13 protein-coding genes are annotated in these 17,252 nt (G+C 65.1%); 10 read left to right on the top strand and 3 right to left on the bottom strand.

Features of this window, described 5'->3' with window-relative positions:
* Positions 1–277: 277 nt before the first annotated feature.
* The 3 genes from K8I61_18415 (at position 278) to K8I61_18425 (ending at position 6,130) form a co-directional block, all read left to right on the top strand.
* Positions 278–2,785: a hypothetical protein gene (locus K8I61_18415; protein MBZ0274018.1), complete on the top strand. Its 2,508-nt coding sequence runs from the start codon at positions 278–280 to the stop codon at positions 2,783–2,785.
* Between the two features lie 139 nt (positions 2,786–2,924).
* A complete protein-coding gene (locus K8I61_18420) occupies positions 2,925–3,467 on the top strand; it encodes a cob(I)yrinic acid a,c-diamide adenosyltransferase (protein ID MBZ0274019.1) in 543 nt (180 codons plus the stop codon).
* A gap of 53 nt (positions 3,468–3,520) precedes the next feature.
* Positions 3,521–6,130 carry a hypothetical protein gene (locus tag K8I61_18425; protein ID MBZ0274020.1) on the top strand — a complete coding sequence of 870 codons (2,610 nt, stop codon included), beginning with the start codon at positions 3,521–3,523 and terminating at the stop codon, positions 6,128–6,130.
* Positions 6,131–6,134: 4 nt separating this feature from the next.
* Here K8I61_18425 and K8I61_18430 read toward each other — a convergent pair whose 3' ends face one another.
* Positions 6,135–7,238: a cytochrome C gene (locus tag K8I61_18430; protein MBZ0274021.1), complete on the bottom strand. Its 1,104-nt coding sequence runs from the start codon at positions 7,236–7,238 to the stop codon at positions 6,135–6,137.
* A gap of 225 nt (positions 7,239–7,463) precedes the next feature.
* Here K8I61_18430 and K8I61_18435 point away from each other — a divergent pair, with 225 nt between their 5' ends.
* The 7 genes from K8I61_18435 (at position 7,464) to K8I61_18465 (ending at position 16,808) form a co-directional block, all read left to right on the top strand.
* A complete protein-coding gene (locus K8I61_18435; protein MBZ0274022.1) occupies positions 7,464–8,702 on the top strand; it encodes a hypothetical protein in 1,239 nt (412 codons plus the stop codon).
* Positions 8,703–8,900: 198 nt separating this feature from the next.
* Complete coding sequence (locus tag K8I61_18440) at positions 8,901–10,292, top strand: NCS2 family permease (GenBank protein MBZ0274023.1); 1,392 nt, start codon at positions 8,901–8,903, stop codon at positions 10,290–10,292.
* An 899-nt stretch (positions 10,293–11,191) separates the two neighbouring features.
* Positions 11,192–11,452 (top strand): hypothetical protein, encoded by a 261-nt coding sequence (locus K8I61_18445; protein MBZ0274024.1) that lies wholly within the window; start codon positions 11,192–11,194, stop codon positions 11,450–11,452.
* Positions 11,453–11,692: 240 nt separating this feature from the next.
* Positions 11,693–12,547 (top strand): MBL fold metallo-hydrolase, encoded by an 855-nt coding sequence (locus K8I61_18450; GenBank protein MBZ0274025.1) that lies wholly within the window; start codon positions 11,693–11,695, stop codon positions 12,545–12,547.
* 40 nt (positions 12,548–12,587) lie between these two features.
* Positions 12,588–13,892, top strand: a complete 1,305-nt coding sequence (gene purB, locus K8I61_18455) for an adenylosuccinate lyase (GenBank protein MBZ0274026.1) — start codon at positions 12,588–12,590, stop codon at positions 13,890–13,892.
* Complete coding sequence (gene purF, locus K8I61_18460) at positions 13,885–15,309, top strand: amidophosphoribosyltransferase (protein ID MBZ0274027.1); 1,425 nt, start codon at positions 13,885–13,887, stop codon at positions 15,307–15,309. Before purB ends, purF begins: the two co-directional genes overlap by 8 nt.
* Positions 15,306–16,808, top strand: a complete 1,503-nt coding sequence (locus K8I61_18465) for a hypothetical protein (protein ID MBZ0274028.1) — start codon at positions 15,306–15,308, stop codon at positions 16,806–16,808. Before purF ends, K8I61_18465 begins: the two co-directional genes overlap by 4 nt.
* A gap of 33 nt (positions 16,809–16,841) precedes the next feature.
* On the opposite strand, the gene K8I61_18470 is transcribed toward K8I61_18465, so the two are convergent.
* Positions 16,842–17,066 (bottom strand): DUF2283 domain-containing protein, encoded by a 225-nt coding sequence (locus K8I61_18470; GenBank protein MBZ0274029.1) that lies wholly within the window; start codon positions 17,064–17,066, stop codon positions 16,842–16,844.
* Positions 17,063–17,251, bottom strand: coding sequence for a DUF4258 domain-containing protein (locus K8I61_18475; protein MBZ0274030.1), 189 nt, complete (start codon positions 17,249–17,251; stop codon positions 17,063–17,065). The genes K8I61_18470 and K8I61_18475 overlap by 4 nt, the downstream gene beginning before the upstream one ends.
* Position 17,252: the final 1 nt, after the last annotated feature.

A 17,252-nucleotide genomic window follows, 5' to 3' on the forward strand; every position in this document is an offset into this window, starting at 1 on the left:
CTTTTTCCTTTTTCTCGACGCGGCGATGCCGCGTGCGCCGCGCCTGAAAACGCGGGGCGGTTCAGTTGGCCCGGACACCGGCGTTCCGTCAATAGTTCCCCCCGGCCCACCGCGAGCGCGGCCGCGACCGGCCAAAATCCGGCCGCCGCGCGGCATCGCGCATCATGCGGAGCCAATGTCCGACAGGGGGAGACGCGCGGGGCGAAGTCGCCGTAATATGCGCGCCATGACGGACGAACTTTATCACAATCCGGGGCGGCAAATACAGGCAACGGCCATGCGTGCCGCCGGTGTCGCGGTGGGATTCCTTACGCTCGTTTCGCTCGTTTTCGCGGCCGGATGCACCTGCGGCGACGACGATGACGATTCCGTGACCGGCGGCGACGACGACACGGCCATTGACGACGACGCGGATGACAACGACGCGGACGATGATGATACCGCGTCGGACGACGACACCCTTGATGACGACTTCGACGACGATGCGGCGGATGACGACGCCGAGCCGTTGCCGCCGTTTTTGCGGGAGCGCCCACGCTTGACCGACTTTTCCTCGTGGGTCGGGCGTTACGACGCGGCAAATCCCAAACGGCTCGGCCAAATCGCGCCGCGCGGGCTTGGCAACGGGCGCGCGTTCGCGCTGGTCGCGTCGAGCGACCAGTTTCTCGAGATCCGGAATCACATCGGCCCAAACTACGAGAAGTACGAGCGTTTCTTCTCGGACCTTCGCTTCCAGGCGTCGCGCGGCGAATCGCCCATAGGATTTCAGACGCAGGACGCCCGCCGTCCGCGCGGCACGGGCGTTGTCGTCATGAAGCTCGCGGGCCTGCAATTCGATCTCTGGGCGATTGATTTCGCGCCGGAAGGCGACGGGATCGACGGCACGGCGCTCGCCGACGCGATCGTGCGCGTGTTCGTCGTCTGGAACCGGTCGGACACGGTCATCGACGATCTGTCGATCGCGGCAAGTGCGCCCCTCGCCCAAAATATCTACGGCCGGCTCAACGAGACCATCGGCGCGGACGGCCGGCAGATGGTTGCCGGTTGGATCGACGCGCCGGCGCAGGGCGGAAACGTCGACTGGATCGTCCCGCCGCTCGCGCCGGGGGAAGAAGCCGTCGCGGCGTTCGCGGTCGCTTACGCGAAGGGCGGCGATCCGCACGCGGTGTTCAACGCGGTGGACGAAGCGGACGCGGATGTCCTGCTGACCGCCACCCTCGATTCGTGGAAAGGATTTTTCGCGGGCGGCGCGCGCGTCTCCACGAGCGACCCGCGCCTTTCGGACATCATCGAGGAGCAGATGGTCGTCAACCGCGTGCAGACCTCGTTTACCGGCGGCGTCGGCGCGATGGGGGAATACAGCCGCACGTGGACGCGCGACATGATGGGCACGAGCGTCCTTTATCCGCTCGTGGGGCAGTTCGAGGCGTTTGGCCGCATGCTCGATTATGAGTGGCTCGCCATTTTGCAGCGCGGCGATATCGGCAACTCGTACGCGCTCGACATCGAATTGCCTTCGCTTCCCTCGGAGCCTGACTGGGACGCGTTGCCGCCGGGCACCGGGCGCAACGCGGGCGAGCAGCCAAGCTACATCGTGCTGCGCTATCGGGAATATTACCGCGCCACGGGTGACCTCGACCGGCTCGAGGAGCGCTACGGCCTGCTGCGGCGCGCGATTCTCGTGCAGACGCTGCACGAGGGCTGCTACATCGACTTCTCCGGCGACGAGACGTTTCGCCTATTGATGGCGGTCGCGTTCGGGCAGTGGCTGTTCGATGAGTTCGGCGACACGTATTACTCGGCGAACTCGTCGTTCCTCTACGTCATCGCGGCGGAATTTCTCGCGGACATCGCCGACGAACTCGGTTACACCGCGGACGCCGACGAATATCGCGGATACGCGGACGCCGTGCGCGGCTGCCTCGAAAACACATATTGGCTTGCCGGCAAGGGGTACTACGCGACGCTCGTCGACAAGACGACGCTTCTGCCCAACGACATGCCGTACGAGGATGTGAATACAATCCCGCTATGGATGGGTTACGAATCGAAGGTCGATCCCGATCGCGTCGCGGAAAATCTGCGCAACACCATCGACGCCCTCGCGGAGAAAGACGGCTTTTTCCATTCGCCGCTCGCGAGCTACTACAAGCCGCTTCTTGGCGCGCTCGGCATCAACGACGGGCTCGTCACGGGCATGACGTACGGTTACGTTCTTTCCGCGCTTGCGCGCATCGACGATCCGCGCGCCGAAGCCATGTTTCTGACGTACGACGATTTCTTCAACGATGCGGGCAACGTCAGCGAGGCGATGATCGTCGACGACTTCTCGCGCCTGACGTATCTTCAGGAGCCTTTCGGACTTCTCGTCGATCTCACCGCGCGTTACCGCGCGTGGGAAGGCGGCATCGACGCGGCGGCGATTCTGCAATATCTGTTGGGACTCACGCTGAACGCGCCCGAGGGACGCATCGCGATCGCGCCGCATCTGCCGGATGGCATCACGCAGGTCGGCATCGAGGATGCACGCGCCGGCGATATTTCGTTCGACCTCGAAGTGGACGACGACGGCGCCACGCGAACCGTCGCGGTGAGCAACACGAGTGCGCCGCTTGGCGTCGACGCGGTGGTGTCGGTGGAAGGCACGGTCGGCGCCGTTCGCGTCAATGGCGTGCCGGCTTCGCCGGCATCCGATACCGGCGACGGTCGCACGCGGTTGACGTTCGCGCCACTGTCCGCGGGACCGGGCGAGGATCTTCGGATCGAAATCGATTACACGAAATGAGAACGGGGTTCAGGATTCACCGTGCGGCCTGTCCATGTCCATCCAGTCCATCAAGTCCATGATGTCCATGACGTCCGTGTCATCCGGGCTTCGATCGCGCACGCAACGAGCGCGGATTTTCGATTGAAAGGTTTTACCCATGGCCAAATTTTCCATCACCACCAAACGCGGCGACGAGGGCCTGACGAGCCTGTATTCGGGCGAGCGCGTCCCGAAGGACGATCCGCGCCCGGACACCTACGGCGACGTGGACGAGCTCGAAAGCGTCCTTGGCATCGCGCGCCTGCATGCGCGTATGGACTCGACGCGCGAGACATTGCTGTGGCTTCAGCGCTCGATGTTCCCGATCAGCTCCGAGATCGCGACGACGGCCAAAAAGCTCGACAAACTGCCCGTGCGCGTGGACGAGGCGTTCGTTGCCGAGATGGACGCTCGCCGCGACGCGCTCGAGGAACGCATCGAGATGCCCAAGGGCTTTGTCGTCACGGGCGGCACGCTTTGCTCCGCGCATCTGGATCACGCGCGCACGGTCGCGCGGCGCTGCGAACGCAAGATCACGCGCCTTGTGCGCGACGGTTTGCTCGAAAACCGCCACGTGCTCGTGTGGTTCAACCGCCTCTCCGATTTTCTGTGGCTTCTCGCGCGCGAAGAGGGCGGCGATCCGACGATGGCAAAAGAGTAATTGGGAATTGGGAATTGGGAATGTGGAATGTCATCGCAAGTCGCTCCTGTTGAATGAGCGCATCCTCTGAGGCAACCGACGAAAGACGCGCGACGCTCGCGTACGCCGCCGCGCTTGCCGTGATGTGCGCGTTTTGCGTGTCGTGGATCCACGCGCGCACGGAGTCGCTTGCGTCGGGCAAGGACCGCTACCTCGTCGAGGACGCGGGCATCAGCGTCGTGTTCGCCAAATACATCGCCTCCGGCGAGGGCGCGGTGTATTACCCGGACGGCGAGCGCGTTGAGGGCTACTCCAACCCGTTATGGACCTTCGCGATCGCGGTCTTCGCGAAGATGGGCGTGGACCCGTTCGACGTGCCCCGGCCGCTTGGCCTTGCGTCGTCGGGCGTCGCAATGTTCTTCGCGGGCATGCTGTTCTTCTGGACGGTGGGCGGGCGGCTGCGTTTCGCGGGGCTCGCCATTCCGCCTTTCATCGCCGGCGCGGGCACGGTTGTCATCTGGTCGATCGCGGGCCTCGAGAACGGCCTGTTCGCCGCGACGCTCGTCGGCGCCGTCGCGTTATTCGCGCGCGAACGGGCCAATCCCGATGCGCGGCCGTTCTCCGGCGTCCTGTTTTTTCTCGCCGCGATCACGCGGCCGGAGGGCGTCGCGTACGGCGGCCTAGCGGGGCTTTTCGTCATCGCCACGGAAATCGTGCCGCGCCGAAAAATCGAACGCCGGCATATCGTGTTCGCGCTTTCGTTTCTCGCGCCGTACGTCGTGTATCAGGCGATCCGCTATGCGTATTTCGCGTGGCCGCTGCCGAACACGTTCTACGGCAAGACCAGCGACGCGAACCTCGACGATCTGACAAACCTCAAGACGCACGGCTGGAACTACCTGCTCGACTACATCGACGCCTACGGCTACGCGATGGTGTTCGCGCTCGCGGCGATCGCGCCGGTCTGCCGCCGATTCGGACGCGGGGCGCTGTTCGCGTTCGGCGCGCTTTTGTTCGCATGCTTTTTTCCGGTGTACGCGCGCGGCGACTGGATGGAAGAGTGGCGCTTCTGTTCGACCGTCACCTTCCTTCTCGTGCCGCTTGCCGCCATCGGCGCGGCGCGCCTCGGGTCACTTGCGAACCGCGTGGGACCGCCGCTCGATGACGAACCCCCGTCGCGGCGATGGCGCCGCCTCATCGCCGCCTTCGCCGTCACGCTCGGCGTTTTCGGCGTCGTTCTTTTTCCGCAGTTTCCGGCGACGAGAAAACACCTGAACAAGTTCCTGCAAAAACCGATCGTCAACACGTACAAGCTCCAGACGCGCGGCGCGTATTTTCGCGAGATGGCCGACGCGATCGACCTTGTGCCCGGCTCGATCCTCGACGTGGACATGGGCGGTATCGGCGCGGCAAGCGGGATGGTGATCTACGACGTGGGCAAGCTCTGCGACGTGCCGTTCGGCATCAACCAGTGGGACGAGACGTTCGTCGACGATTACGTCTTTACGGAGACGCGCCCGGATTTCCTGCACGCGCGCGAGGGTTTTGGCCGGGGCAGCCACATCACGACGCACCCGCGTCTGCTCAAGGACTGGATCCTGCTTCCGCAAGATCGGCGCCTCGGGTGGGAGCGGCCGAACGGCAACTTCGTGCGCAAGGCGCTTGTTCTCGCGCCGCCGGACGAGGCGACGTTCGACCCGCTGCCCGTGGGCGGCGGCGTGGCGATCGTCAACGCGTCGGCATATCCGAACCCGGTGCGCGCGCGCGACACTGTGCGTTTTCGCATCGTGTGGCAGGCGATGCAAAAGCCCGCCGGCGATATCGCGGTCGAATACGCGCTCGTCGATCCCGAGGGCGCAACGCGCGCGAGCCAAAAGCGCCACCTGGCGCAGGATTGGTATCTGACAAGCGAGTGGCATCCCGGCGAGAAGGTCGTCGATCTGGTCAAGATGCGCGTGCCGAAAAGCGTGCCCGAGGGCGTGTGGTCGCTTGCCGTGCGCGTGCTCGACGAAGATGAGGCCGGCAAGCCGCCGCTCAAGCGGCCCGAACACCGCCGCATCATCGCCCCCGAGCCTGATTGGAACGGCGTGCCGACCACGACACAACCGAATTTCGACTCAAACAACGCCGATCCCGATCAATCTTCAATCTTCAATCGTCAATCTTCAATTTCCGACGTTCCCGGCGCCTCGTTCGCCGTATCGAAAGACGAAACCGCAACCGCCATCGCCGAGCACATCGCGAGCATTGCCGAACAAACGCGCCGCGATCCGTTCGTCGCGCGCGAGACGCTGCGTCTGCTAGACACGTACCGGCTGCGTCGCGCGGAAAGAGGGCGGGTTGCCGAGGCGAAAAAGGTGTTTGTCGACGGCGTCGCGAAGGCCGCGCGCGCGTATCGCGACGCCGGCGACGAGACGCGGGCGGCCGATCTCGTCGTGCTCGCCCGGCGTGTGAATCACCGCGATGCGGTTGTCATCGGCGTCGCGCGCGATCTCTCGCGCCTTTCCTACAAGCGCGGCCGCGCGGCGCAAAAGGCGGATCGCCTCGACGAGGCATACGCGGAATATCGCGAAGCCCTGCGCCGCTCCCCACAAAACGCGTGGGCGCGCCGCCACGCCGAGGAAACGCGCCCGGCGGGCGTGCTGCGCCGAGGCAAGCGCGACCTGCCTTTCGTTGCGCCGTAGGATCTTATTTGGGCGCCGCCTCGGCTTCGGGCGGCGCCTCGGTATCTCCGGCGGGCGCATCGGCTCCTTGGGCCGGCGCCTCGGCAGCGGGTTCCGGCGCCTTCGGGAGCGCCGACGGCGGCGTGGTGCGCGGTCGGCCGATCTGCACGCTGTTCTTGATCGCGGGAACGGTACGCAGATAGTCGTAGATCGCGCCGAGGTCATCCTCGGTCATGCCCGCGTACATCAGCCAGGGCATGACGGTCTGGTAGCCCATCGCATCCGGCGGGAGCTTGGCGGCCTCGGGGCTGTCGAATCCCTTGAAACGCAGCACGAAGTCCTCCTTCGTCCAGCCGCCGATGCCCGTCTCCTCGTCCGGGGAGATGTTCGCCGAACGCACGTCCAGCCCCGAGCCCTTGAACTCGCGCCCGCCCGCGAACTCGCGGCCCGCGAGGATCTGCCCCTTGTCGTTCACCTGCGTATGGCATTCGACGCACCCCGCGATCGTCACGGTGTACTTGCCGTAATCCGCGTCGCCCGGTTTGGGCGTTTCGGGCCGCAGGTTCATCGGCTTTGGCATCGTGCGGACGATGATGTTCAGCGGAAAATCGAGCTCGCGCGGCGGCGCGGTGTATTCCTTCGGCGAGAGCGTGCGGATGTACGCGATCACCGCGCGGATGTCGTCCTCGGATGCCTGTGCGTAATACGGCCAGGGCATGATGGGAAACAGCGACGTGCCGTCCTTCGATACGCCGGACGTGACGGCACGCGCGATCTCGCCGTCGGACCAGTCGCCGATGCCGGCGGGCGTGATGTTCTTCGAATAGATCTCGCCGGGGATGCCCATGTCGTGATTGAAGACCTCGCCGCCGCGCCCGGCGGTGCCCGGTTTCATCGGGCCGGAAAAGTAGTTCCACTCGCGCTCGCCGTGGCAATCCAGGCAGACCATGACGTGATTCGCGAGATATTGTCCGCGCGCGATCAACTCCGCGCTCGGCTCGACGTTCCACGCGGGAGGCGCGTCGACATCCGGGAAGCGCGTCATGAACATGCCCACCGCGGCCACGACGAGGATGACCGCGACGATGAAGACGCCTGCGCCCACGCGGGCCAATTTGCCGGCCGCCATAAAATCTCCTCCTGCGCGCCCCCCGAGGCGGCGCGAAAAAACATGAAAAAAACAGAAACGCATTTTCGGGCAAAATCGCCCGTTCCGTAAAGAGAAAAATCGACCGCTCGCGGAATGCCCCGCGCCGCCGTGAGCTTCGGCGCTGCCCGTTGTTGCCCGCCGCCGCGATTTGACCTAAGACGGGAGGGCTTTCCGGGTCGTTTCTTCCTCATCGGAGCGGGACGTATGCCGCGCGATAACCGCACTCCTACGAACCGACGTGCTCCGTTCGCCCGCGCGGCGTTTCTGGCGTGCGTCGGTTTGTTGTTGTCCGCGACCGCCGCGCGCGCCGAATACGGCGACCCCGAAATCCGCCCGTGGGCGGAGGTGCTCGCGTTCTACGAGTACAACGTCTCGAATTATCCCGGCGACGATCCGCGATTCGAGCAGATCGACGAGAACCGCTTCGACCTGAACCGCGTGTGGTTCGGGCTCGACGCGAATCTCACGCAGACGTGGTTTGCGCGCGTGGTGCTCGCGGTCAAGCGCGCGGACGAGATTTCCGCCGAAACGGGCACGGTGCCAAGCGGCGAAGCGGACGATCCCGACACGCCCGAGGACGAATCGGAGCAACAGGTCGTGACCGATCTGTCGTCCGAACGGACGGGCGCGTACGAGGCGTACCTGACGTACGCGTATTTTTCGTACCGGCCGTTCCGCTGGTTCAATTTCGATTTCGGCATGATCCGCGGCGCGTACGTGGCGTCGATCTTCCGTCACTGGAAGCACCGCTACATCGAGGAGAACCTCGTCTTCCGTAACCGCCTCATCCGCAGCGGCTACGGCGACCTGGGCGCCGCGATCGCGAGCGAAATCCCCGGCGGCTTCGGCGCATGGCGCGTCGCGGCGCTGAATGGGGAGGGCAAGCTCGCCGCGGAGCAGAACGCGGGCAAGGCGATCGAGGCGATGGCGTGGATCGCGCCGCTCGCGCCGATTCGCGCGTTCGAGGGATTCGAGATCATGGGCACGCTGCGCGAGGACACGGTGCAGCCCGACGCGCCCGAGGTTCAGGACAGCTTCCGCCAGCTTCTGGTCGGTTATCGCTACAAACACGCGAGCGGCTACGGCTTCGGCCTTGGCGTCGAGGGCGTGCGCCGGCGGGTGCGTTTCGACGCGGGGCGCGACATCACGACGCACGCCGCGATGGCGTTTGCCGACATCTTCTTCCCCGGCGGATTCGGCCTCGTGGGGCGATACGACTACCTCGATCCGGACATCGAAAACGATAAGGACACCGGGCAGGGGTACAACGACGAGCGCGACATGATCGTCGCCGCCGTATACGCGCAACCAATCAAGTTCGTGCGCCTTGCGATCGGCGGCCGACAGGAAGGAACCGCGGCGCGATACGTGGACTCGTCCGGCGATTCGAAGGAGTCCGAGCCGGACAGGTATCTGTTTTTTGCAACGGAGTTGAAATTTTGAATTGGTTGAAGTTTTGAGTTGGGGAGTTTGGAAGTTGGGGAGCCGCACGCGCCTCCTAACGCACGACGATATGGACCACAACCCTAGGGAGCCCGGTCTTGCGATGACCTTCCAGGCTTCCGGACTTCCAGACTTTCAGACTATGCGTTTCCGGGCACCGGCACGGGCACGGGCACGGAGACGGGCGGTGAGCGTCACATGACCGACTTTCTCGAACGCGCCTTCCGCCTTTCCGCGAACAGCACGACCGTTCGCACGGAGGTTCTCGCCGGCGTGACGACGTTCATGACGATGGCCTACATCATCGTCGTGAACCCCGCGATCCTCGCCAGCGCGAACGGCGCGCGCATGGACTTCGGCGCGGTCATGGTCGCCACGTGCCTGGCGGCCGCGTTCGGCACGATCGTCATGGGCGTCGTCGCGCGCTACCCCATCGCGCTGGCGCCCGGCATGGGGCTGAACGCGTTTTTCAGCTACGAGATCTGCAACGCCGTCGCGCGCCTGCAAGCCGAGCACAAGGTCGCCGAGGGCGTGGAGCCGTGGCAGATCGCGCTTGGCATGGTGTTTATATCCGGCGTGATCTTCACGATTCTCACGACGCTTCGCATCCGCAAGATGGTGGTGAACGCCGTGCCCGGTTCGCTCAAGATCGCCATCGCCGCGGGCATCGGATTTTTCATCGCGGTCATCGGGCTCATGGAGGCGGGCGTCATCGTCGCGCATCCGGTGACGTTCGTGCAGCTTGGCGACGTTCTTTCCGCGCCGACGCTGCTGGCGATCTTCGGAGTCGCGCTCACCGCGGCGCTGCTGGCGCGCGGCGTGCGCGGCGCGATTCTCATCGGCCTTGTGGCGACGGGGCTTGGCGGCATTCCGCTTGGCATCGTCAGTTTTTCCGGCGGCGTCGTGTCCGCGCCGCCGACGCTGTCGACGTTCGGCGAGCTGCGCATCGTCGACGCGCTCTCGTGGCCGTTTGTCGCGCCGATCCTGATGCTGCTTTTCGTCGACATGTTCGACACCATCGGCACGCTCGTCGGCGTGACGCACCAGGGCGGCATGCTGCGCAAGGGCGAGCTGCCGCGCGCTTCGCGCGCGCTCGCCTCCGACGCGATCGCGACGATGGGCGGCGCGGTGCTGGGCACGAGCACGGTGACAAGCTACGTCGAATCCGCGGCGGGCGTGTCCGCCGGCGGCCGCACCGGCCTTGCGAACGTGGTGACCGCCGCGCTGTTTCTGGTTGCGATCTTCTTTTCACCGATCGTCGCCATGTTCGGCGCGTCGGTGCCCTCGCCCGCGGACCCGAACGTCTTTCTGCGCCCCGTCACCGCGCCGGCGCTCATCCTCGTCGGGTTTCTGATGATGCGCGGCTTGCGTAGTGTGGATTGGGACGACCTCACGGAATCGCTGCCCGTGTTCCTGACCATCCTCGTCATGCCGCTGACGTTTTCGATCAGCCACGGCTTCGCGGCGGGGTTCGTCTCCTACGCGCTCGTCAAACTCGCGGCCGGGAAACGAAAGGACGTGCATCCGCTGGTGTGGGGACTGGCCGGGATTTTCGTCGCGCGGTACGTGTTCTTGCCGATTCATCTATAGAAGGCTGAGGTGTTCGGTGTGCCGCGATGTCGATGCTGCGATGTCGGTGCCGCGAGCGTTCAGCGTTCCCAGGCGGGGAGACGAGACGGGGAATCGCAGCATAAGCAGGTGAGGACACCTGCGGTCCCGGGGAGGGGCCGGCGCGGGAAGACACTCGCGTGGTATTTGCTGGTGCGGCGGGAAGACGAGGCGGTGAATCGCAGCATAAGCAGGCGGGCCGCCCGCGGTCCCGGGGAATTGCGGTAAAAGCAGGCGGGTCACCTGCGATGTCAGGGCCGCAAACGCAGCGCAGCGGAGTGCGCGGTCGCGTACGCGCCGGTGCAACGTGTTTCGTGTGTTGCGATGTCAGTGCCGCGAGCGGCAGCGAGCGGTTCGTACCGCCGTGCCACGGTGCGCGCTTTCAAATGCCGAACCGTCGTTCAGCGTTCCCAGGCGGGGAGACGAGACGGGGAATCGCAGCATAAGCAGGTGAGGACACCTGCGGTCCCGGGGAGGGGCCGGCGCGGGAAGACACGCGCGTGGTATTTGCTGGTGCGGCGGGAAGACGAGGCGGTGAATCGCAGCATAAGCAGGCGGGCCGCCCGCGGTCCCGGGGAATTGCGGTTTATATCGGGGCGGGTTCGACCGCGCACTTCGCCGACCCGCTCGGCGCGGGCCGGCTTCGTTTGCGGCCCTGACATCGCCATGCCACGCGCCGTCGGGGGCTTTGGTCCGGCGCGATCGCGGACGGATCGGCGATGAGCCAGCTTCGGCGCAAAGGCTCGATCAGCGGATTGGCCGGATGCTCGCGGAAGGTTCGCCAGCAGCCTCTCATGTGCGATGGCCGATGGACAAAATGGACATCATGGACATGATGGACGGCATGGACGCCGGCCTGCTTCCCGATTTTTAGCGAGCCTATGCCGCGCCTCATCAAACGCAAGCACACCGCAAGCGCGCGCGTCGGCTGGACGCTTTTGGCGATCCACGTCGTCACGTGGTTTCCGGGCGTGCTCGTCATTCCGTTCATGGACATGCCCTGGGACCTGCCGCTTGGTTTCCGGCAACGCCTGGCGATGACGCTCGTCATCATCGGCGAAGTCTGCCTGTGGGCGGCCGTGCCGTTCCTCGCGCGCGAGATGATCGAGGCGATCAGGGAGCGCTGCCGAGCGGAGGCGTGATCCGGCGGTACACAGAGCGCACAGGGAAGCCACGGAGGGCACCGAGAATCGAACAAGAATAGGACCCCCGTGTTCTCCGTGTCTCCTCGGTGTTCTCCGTGTACCGCCGAATTGCGATTCATTCCGCATTCCAAATTCCGCATTCCCAATTCGGCCGCATCGTTGCCCCGGCCGCCCCATATCGGGTATACCTATCGCGTCCTTTGACCCCACCCCTTGCGTGCCGGGAAGAGCCAACTGGTGGCGACCTTTTCCATTCAGAGCCTCGCCAGCGGAAGCGGCGGAAACGCTTACGTCATCACGGCGGATTCCACGCGCCTTCTCGTCGATGCGGGCCTGTCCGCCAGGCAGATCACGCTGCGCCTCGCGACGGCCGGCATCGCGCCGGAATCCATCGACGGCGTCCTTCTCACGCACGAGCATCACGACCACATCTGCGGCATTCCGGTGCTGTCCCGGCGATTTCGTTACCGCACGTGGGCGATCGAGGAAGCCGCCACGTCGCCCTACCGACGCGGGCCGCGTCTTTGCGACGAGCCGGGCGTGGCGATCACGCCGATCTCCGCCTCGGAAGCTTTCACGATCGGCGGCATTTCGATCCGGCCGTTTTCGGTCAGCCACGACGCGATCGATCCGGTGATGTTCACGTTTGATTACGCCGGGCGGCGCATCGCGCTTTGCACGGATCTCGGCATCGTGACGCGCCTGGTGCGCGAGCGCATCCGTGAGGCGAACGTGCTCGTCGTCGAGTCGAACCACGATGTCCAAATGCTGGAGGACGGCCCGTACCCGCGTGACGTGAAGCGCCGCGTGCGGGGAAAATTCGGACACCTCTCCAACGAGGAGGCGCAGGAGCTGGTGCGCGACGTGGCGCATCCCGGCTTGCACACCGTCGTGCTCGGTCATCTTTCCGAAACGAACAACACGCCAAAAATCGCCGCGTCCGGCATGCGCCACGTGCTCGACGAGATTCTTCCCGACTGCCGCCTGCTCGTCGCCGCGCAGCACGAGATCGGCGAGGCCGTTTTCGCCGAGCCCGCGCCCGCTCCCACGCATGCCGTGCCGGCGCTCGCCGCCACCGGGTCGTTGTTCTGATGCGGTTGTTCGCCGCTCGCGCCCGGCCAGGGGCGCCCGCATGATCCCGCGTTACACGCGCCCGGAGATGGCGCGAATCTGGTCCGACGAAAACCGCTTTGCCGCGTGGCTTGCCGTGGAGATCGCCGCTGCGGAGGCGATGGCGGCCGAGGGCCTCGTGCCGCGCGAGGCGGTGGAGACGATCAAGAAAAAGGCGAGTTTCGATCCCGCGCGCGTGCTCGAGATCGAAAAGGAAACGCGCCACGACGTAATCGCGTTTCTGACGAACGTCGCGGAGTCCGTCGGCGAGGACGCGCGCTGGCTGCACTGGGGCATGACAAGCTCCGACGTGCTCGACACCGCGTTCGCGATGCAGCTTGCCCAGGCTTGCGATCTGCTCGTCGCCGGCATCGACAAGTTCATGGCAACGCTCAAGACGCGTGCGTACGAGTTCAAGGACACGTTGCAGATGGGCCGCTCGCACGGCATCCACGCGGAACCCATCACCTTCGGCCACAAGCTCGCGATCTGGTACGACGAGATGCGGCGCAACCGCGAACGCCTTGTCGCCGCGCGCTCTCGCGTTGCCGTCGGCAAGATCTCCGGTGCGGTCGGCACCTTTGCGCACCTGCCGCCGTCGATCGAGGAAGCGGCGTGCCAATCGCTCGGCCTCGCGTTCGCGCCCGCGTCGAGCCAGATCGTGCAACGCGACCGGCACGCGGAGTTTTTCGCGCAGTGCGCCGTAGTCGCCGGCACGCTCGAAAAGATCGCGGTGGAAGTGCGTCATTTGCAGCGCACCGAAGTGTATGAGGCCGAGGAAAAATTCCACGCGGGGCAGAAGGGCAGCTCGGCCATGCCCCACAAACGCAATCCGGTCCTCTCTGAAAACGTAAGCGGTCTTGCGCGGCTGGTGCGTTCGAATGCGATCGCGGCCTTCGAAAATCAGGCGCTTTGGCACGAACGGGACATCAGCCATTCGTCCGTGGAGCGCGTGATCGGCCCGGATGCGACGATCACGCTGGATTTCATGCTCCACCGCGCAAACGAGATCGTCGGCGGACTGGTCGTGTATCCGGACAAAATGCGCGAGAATATGGAGCGGACGGGCGGGCTGTACGCCTCGCAGACGATTCTGCTTCATCTCGTGAAGCAGGGCGTGCGCCGCGAGGACGCCTACCGCATGGTGCAGCGGAACGCCATGAAGGTCTGGGAGACGGGCGCGGATTTCCTGACCGAGCTGCTTTCCGACAAGGACATCACCGGCCGCATCGACGAGGCGGCGATCCGCGCCGCGCTCGATCCGGCCATTCAGGTGCGTCACGTGGAGAAAATTTTTGAACGGGTATTCGAAAAACAGGATGGCTGATCCGCACGACGAGCACTTCAAGGACGAGTGCGGCGTCGTCGGCATCTTCGGCAACGACGAGGCGGCGAACTTCGCCTATCTCGCCCTGCAGGCGTTGCAGCATCGCGGGCAGGAGTCCGCCGGTATCGTCAGCCACGACGGCGAGCGCAGCTACGTGCACCGCGACATGGGTCTTGTCGGCCACGTGTTCAACGAGGAAAACCTGTCGCGCCTCGTCGGCCACGCCGCCATCGGCCACGTGCGCTACTCGACGACCGGCTCGTCGCACATCAAGAACGCGCAGCCCTTCGCGGTGGAATACGCGCGGGGGCCGATCGCCATCGCGCACAACGGCAACCTGGTGAACGCGCAGGGCTTGCGCAACCGCCTGGAGTCCGAGGGCATCATCTTCCAGTCCACGACGGACACGGAGGTGGTGACGCACCTCATCGCGCGCGGACACGGCGATCCGGTGCAGCGCATCATCGCCGCGCTGGATCAGGTCGTCGGGGCGTACAGCATGGTGTTCCTGACCGAGAACCTGCTCATCGCCGCGCGCGACCCACGCGGCTGGCGGCCCTTGATGCTCGGCAAGAAGGACGGCGCGACCGTGGTCGCCAGCGAGTCCTGCGCGCTTGCGCTTCTCGAGGGCGAATACGAGCGCGAGGTGGAGCCGGGCGAGGTGCTCGTCATCGGCGAGCACGGCATGACCTCGTATTTCCCGTTCGCGGAAAAGCGCCGCGCGTCGTGCGTGTTCGAGTTCATCTACTTCGCTCGGCCGGACTCCAAGATTTTCGGCGAGCCGGTGTATCCGGTGCGCCTCGCGCTCGGCCGCAAGCTTGCCGAGGAGCACCCGGCGGACGCGGATCTGGTCACGCCGGTGCCGGATTCGGGCATGGCCGCCGCGCTCGGCTATGCGGAGGCGAGCGGTGTGCCGTTTCAGCTTGGCCTCGTGCGCAGCCACTACCTTGGGCGCACGTTCATCGAACCGGAGCAGAACATCCGCCATTTCGGCGTGCGGCTGAAACTGTCGCCGAATCCGGCGGTGATCGAGGGCAAGCGCGTCATTTTGGTGGACGATTCCATCGTGCGCGGCACGACGATGCGCAAGATCGTGTCGATGATCCGCGAGGCGGGCGCCGCCGAGATCCACGTGCGCATCAGCTCGCCGCCGATCGCGTGGCCGTGCTACTTCGGCATCGACACGCCGACGCGCGAGGAGCTTGTCGCGACGAAGATGACGACAGACGAGATCGCCGCGTTTCTTGGCGCGGACTCGCTTGGTTATCTCTCGATCGAGGGCATGCAGCAGTGCCTGCCGGCGGCGCCGGATACCTATTGTTACGCCTGCTTCGACGGCCGCTATCCCGACCAGCCGGAGCAGGAGGTCGCCACGCGCCAGCTTGCCCTGTTCGAGGCGGACGAAGCGCGCGCGTGACGCCGCCGTTTTTCTTCGAACCCGGTTTCTCCCGCCGATCGGTCCTGACGCTTTTTGTCGTCCTGACGACGATCTACTACGCCTCCGCCTTTCCCATCGCCGCGTCCAACGAAGGCGCCCACTACGCGCTCGCGCGGGCGATCGTGGAGGAAGGCACGTTCAAGATCGATACGTGGTTCGTCGATTTCACCGGCGGCGTCGATTTCGCAATCAAGGACGGGCACTACTATTCCGACCGGGCGCCGGGCGTGGCGTTCCTTCTCGTGCCGTTCCACGCGGTCGCCGTCCTCGTCGCGAAATTCGGCGGCTGGTTGCCCGACCACACGGGAAAACATTTCGCCACGGTGTTCGTTTCGTGGGCGGGCGCGCTTGTCGTGATCCTTCTGCTGCGCCTGCTTTTGCGGCAAGGACGCACGCCCGCCGTCGCGTGGATTGTTGCGCTTGTTTTCGCGCTTGCGTCGATGCACTGGAAATTTTCCGCGCACCTGTACAACCACGCGTTCGAGGCGCTGTTTTTTCTTGCGCTCTGGTCGCTTCTCGGCGACGGCCTCGACTTCACGAAGTCCACGGCGCGCGAGCGCGCGTTTTTCGCGAGCCTCGCCTACATCGCCTGCATCGCGTTTCCCGCCGGCATGTTCTGGGTTCTGCTCCCGCTGGCGAACATGATGTTGCCGAACGGACGCACGCTACCGATCGTGCGCACGGACGGCGTGGGCGCCGGATTGGTATCGAGATATCGCGTGTCGCGTGACGCGGCCGAGTGGCGCGGGCTGGCGACGAACATCGGTTTCGCGGCGCTCGCGCTCGTGCCGGTCGCGATCTATCACACGGTCTGCTTCGGCGCGCCGTGGCGCACGTTCGGCCGCTGGCACAATCCGGAGCGCTTCGCGTTCTTCCACGAGCCGGGGATGATGTTCGACACGCCCTGGCATGTCGGCATGAATCGTCTTTTGTTCGGCCTGCCGGATCCGTATCCCATCGGCCTGTTCTGGCTTCATCCCATTCTGATCTTCGCGTTCCTCGGCGCGTACTTCTACGCGCGCGAGCGTCCCGCGGCGGCGGCGATGCAGTTTGTGGCGATTTTCGCCTGGTCGTCGCTGTTCGCGAAGTTCCACGAGTTCGACGGCGGCAGCTCCGGCGATCCGCGCTATCTCATGCTGACGCTGCCGATCCTTTTTCTACCGTTTGGCGCGTGGCTCGACAGCGTCAACGCGCGCGTTTCCGACGTGGGGATGCGCGCGCTGGCGCACCTGCCCGTCGCGCTTCTCGTCGCGGTCGGATTCTGGTTTTGCTTCGTGCACCTGGCCGAATATTTCGGTCACGACTTCAACGTGCGCGAACACCTCGACCACTTCTCGCTCATCTCGCGCGATGGCGTCGCGGAGCTGTTCGGCCGCGCGTTCCCGTCCTGGCGCAAGACGCCGATTTATCTCGGCACGCTCGCGCCGATCGCCGCCGCATGGGCGATGATCCGCCTGCTGCGCGCCCAGCGGGGATAAGAATCGTTTATCGGGGGATCGGCGTCGCGCGCATCACGACGCGGCGACTTTCGCGCCGACAAGATCGGTGGCGGTGATCGAGTTCAAGTCGGTCGCGGAATATTTTTCGCTCACGCCGAGGACCTCGATGCCGATCAGGCGGCCCTTCCGATCGTAGTCCATATTGACGCCGATCTCGGCTTCTTCCGTCCGCGCGACCTTGGCATCCGTCAGCGCGATATAAAGCGCGTCCGCTTCGCGGTCGTATTCGATTTTCATCGCCGCCTCCGTTTCCGCAACGCCGTCAAAACGACGATCTCGGCGCCTTCCTCAATATACACGACTCGAAGGTCGTGCGCGCCGGCCTGTTTCACCGCGATGCGACGCCCGCCCTGAACCTCGATCGAGTCCGGATTTTTGACCGCGTCGACGACGTCGGATTCGTCGATTCTCCGATGGCGCATG

The sequence above is a fragment of the bacterium genome, from assembly GCA_019912885.1.
GTDB lineage: Bacteria > Lernaellota > Lernaellaia > JACKCT01 > JACKCT01 > JAIOHV01.

Bases quoted from the DNA above. Each gene is read 5' to 3' on its own strand.
- K8I61_18415 (MBZ0274018.1), top strand. From the start codon at position 278: ATGCGTGCCGCCGGTGTCGCGGTGGGATTCCTTACGCTCGTTTCGCTC.
- K8I61_18420 (MBZ0274019.1), top strand. From the start codon at position 2,925: ATGGCCAAATTTTCCATCACCACCAAACGCGGCGACGAGGGCCTGACG.
- K8I61_18425 (MBZ0274020.1), top strand. From the start codon at position 3,521: ATGAGCGCATCCTCTGAGGCAACCGACGAAAGACGCGCGACGCTCGCG.
- K8I61_18430 (MBZ0274021.1), bottom strand. From the start codon at position 7,238: ATGGCGGCCGGCAAATTGGCCCGCGTGGGCGCAGGCGTCTTCATCGTC.
- K8I61_18435 (MBZ0274022.1), top strand. From the start codon at position 7,464: ATGCCGCGCGATAACCGCACTCCTACGAACCGACGTGCTCCGTTCGCC.
- K8I61_18440 (MBZ0274023.1), top strand. From the start codon at position 8,901: ATGACCGACTTTCTCGAACGCGCCTTCCGCCTTTCCGCGAACAGCACG.
- K8I61_18445 (MBZ0274024.1), top strand. From the start codon at position 11,192: ATGCCGCGCCTCATCAAACGCAAGCACACCGCAAGCGCGCGCGTCGGC.
- purB (MBZ0274026.1), top strand. From the start codon at position 12,588: ATGATCCCGCGTTACACGCGCCCGGAGATGGCGCGAATCTGGTCCGAC.
- purF (MBZ0274027.1), top strand. From the start codon at position 13,885: ATGGCTGATCCGCACGACGAGCACTTCAAGGACGAGTGCGGCGTCGTC.
- K8I61_18470 (MBZ0274029.1), bottom strand. From the start codon at position 17,066: ATGAAAATCGAATACGACCGCGAAGCGGACGCGCTTTATATCGCGCTG.
- K8I61_18475 (MBZ0274030.1), bottom strand. From the start codon at position 17,251: ATGCGCCATCGGAGAATCGACGAATCCGACGTCGTCGACGCGGTCAAA.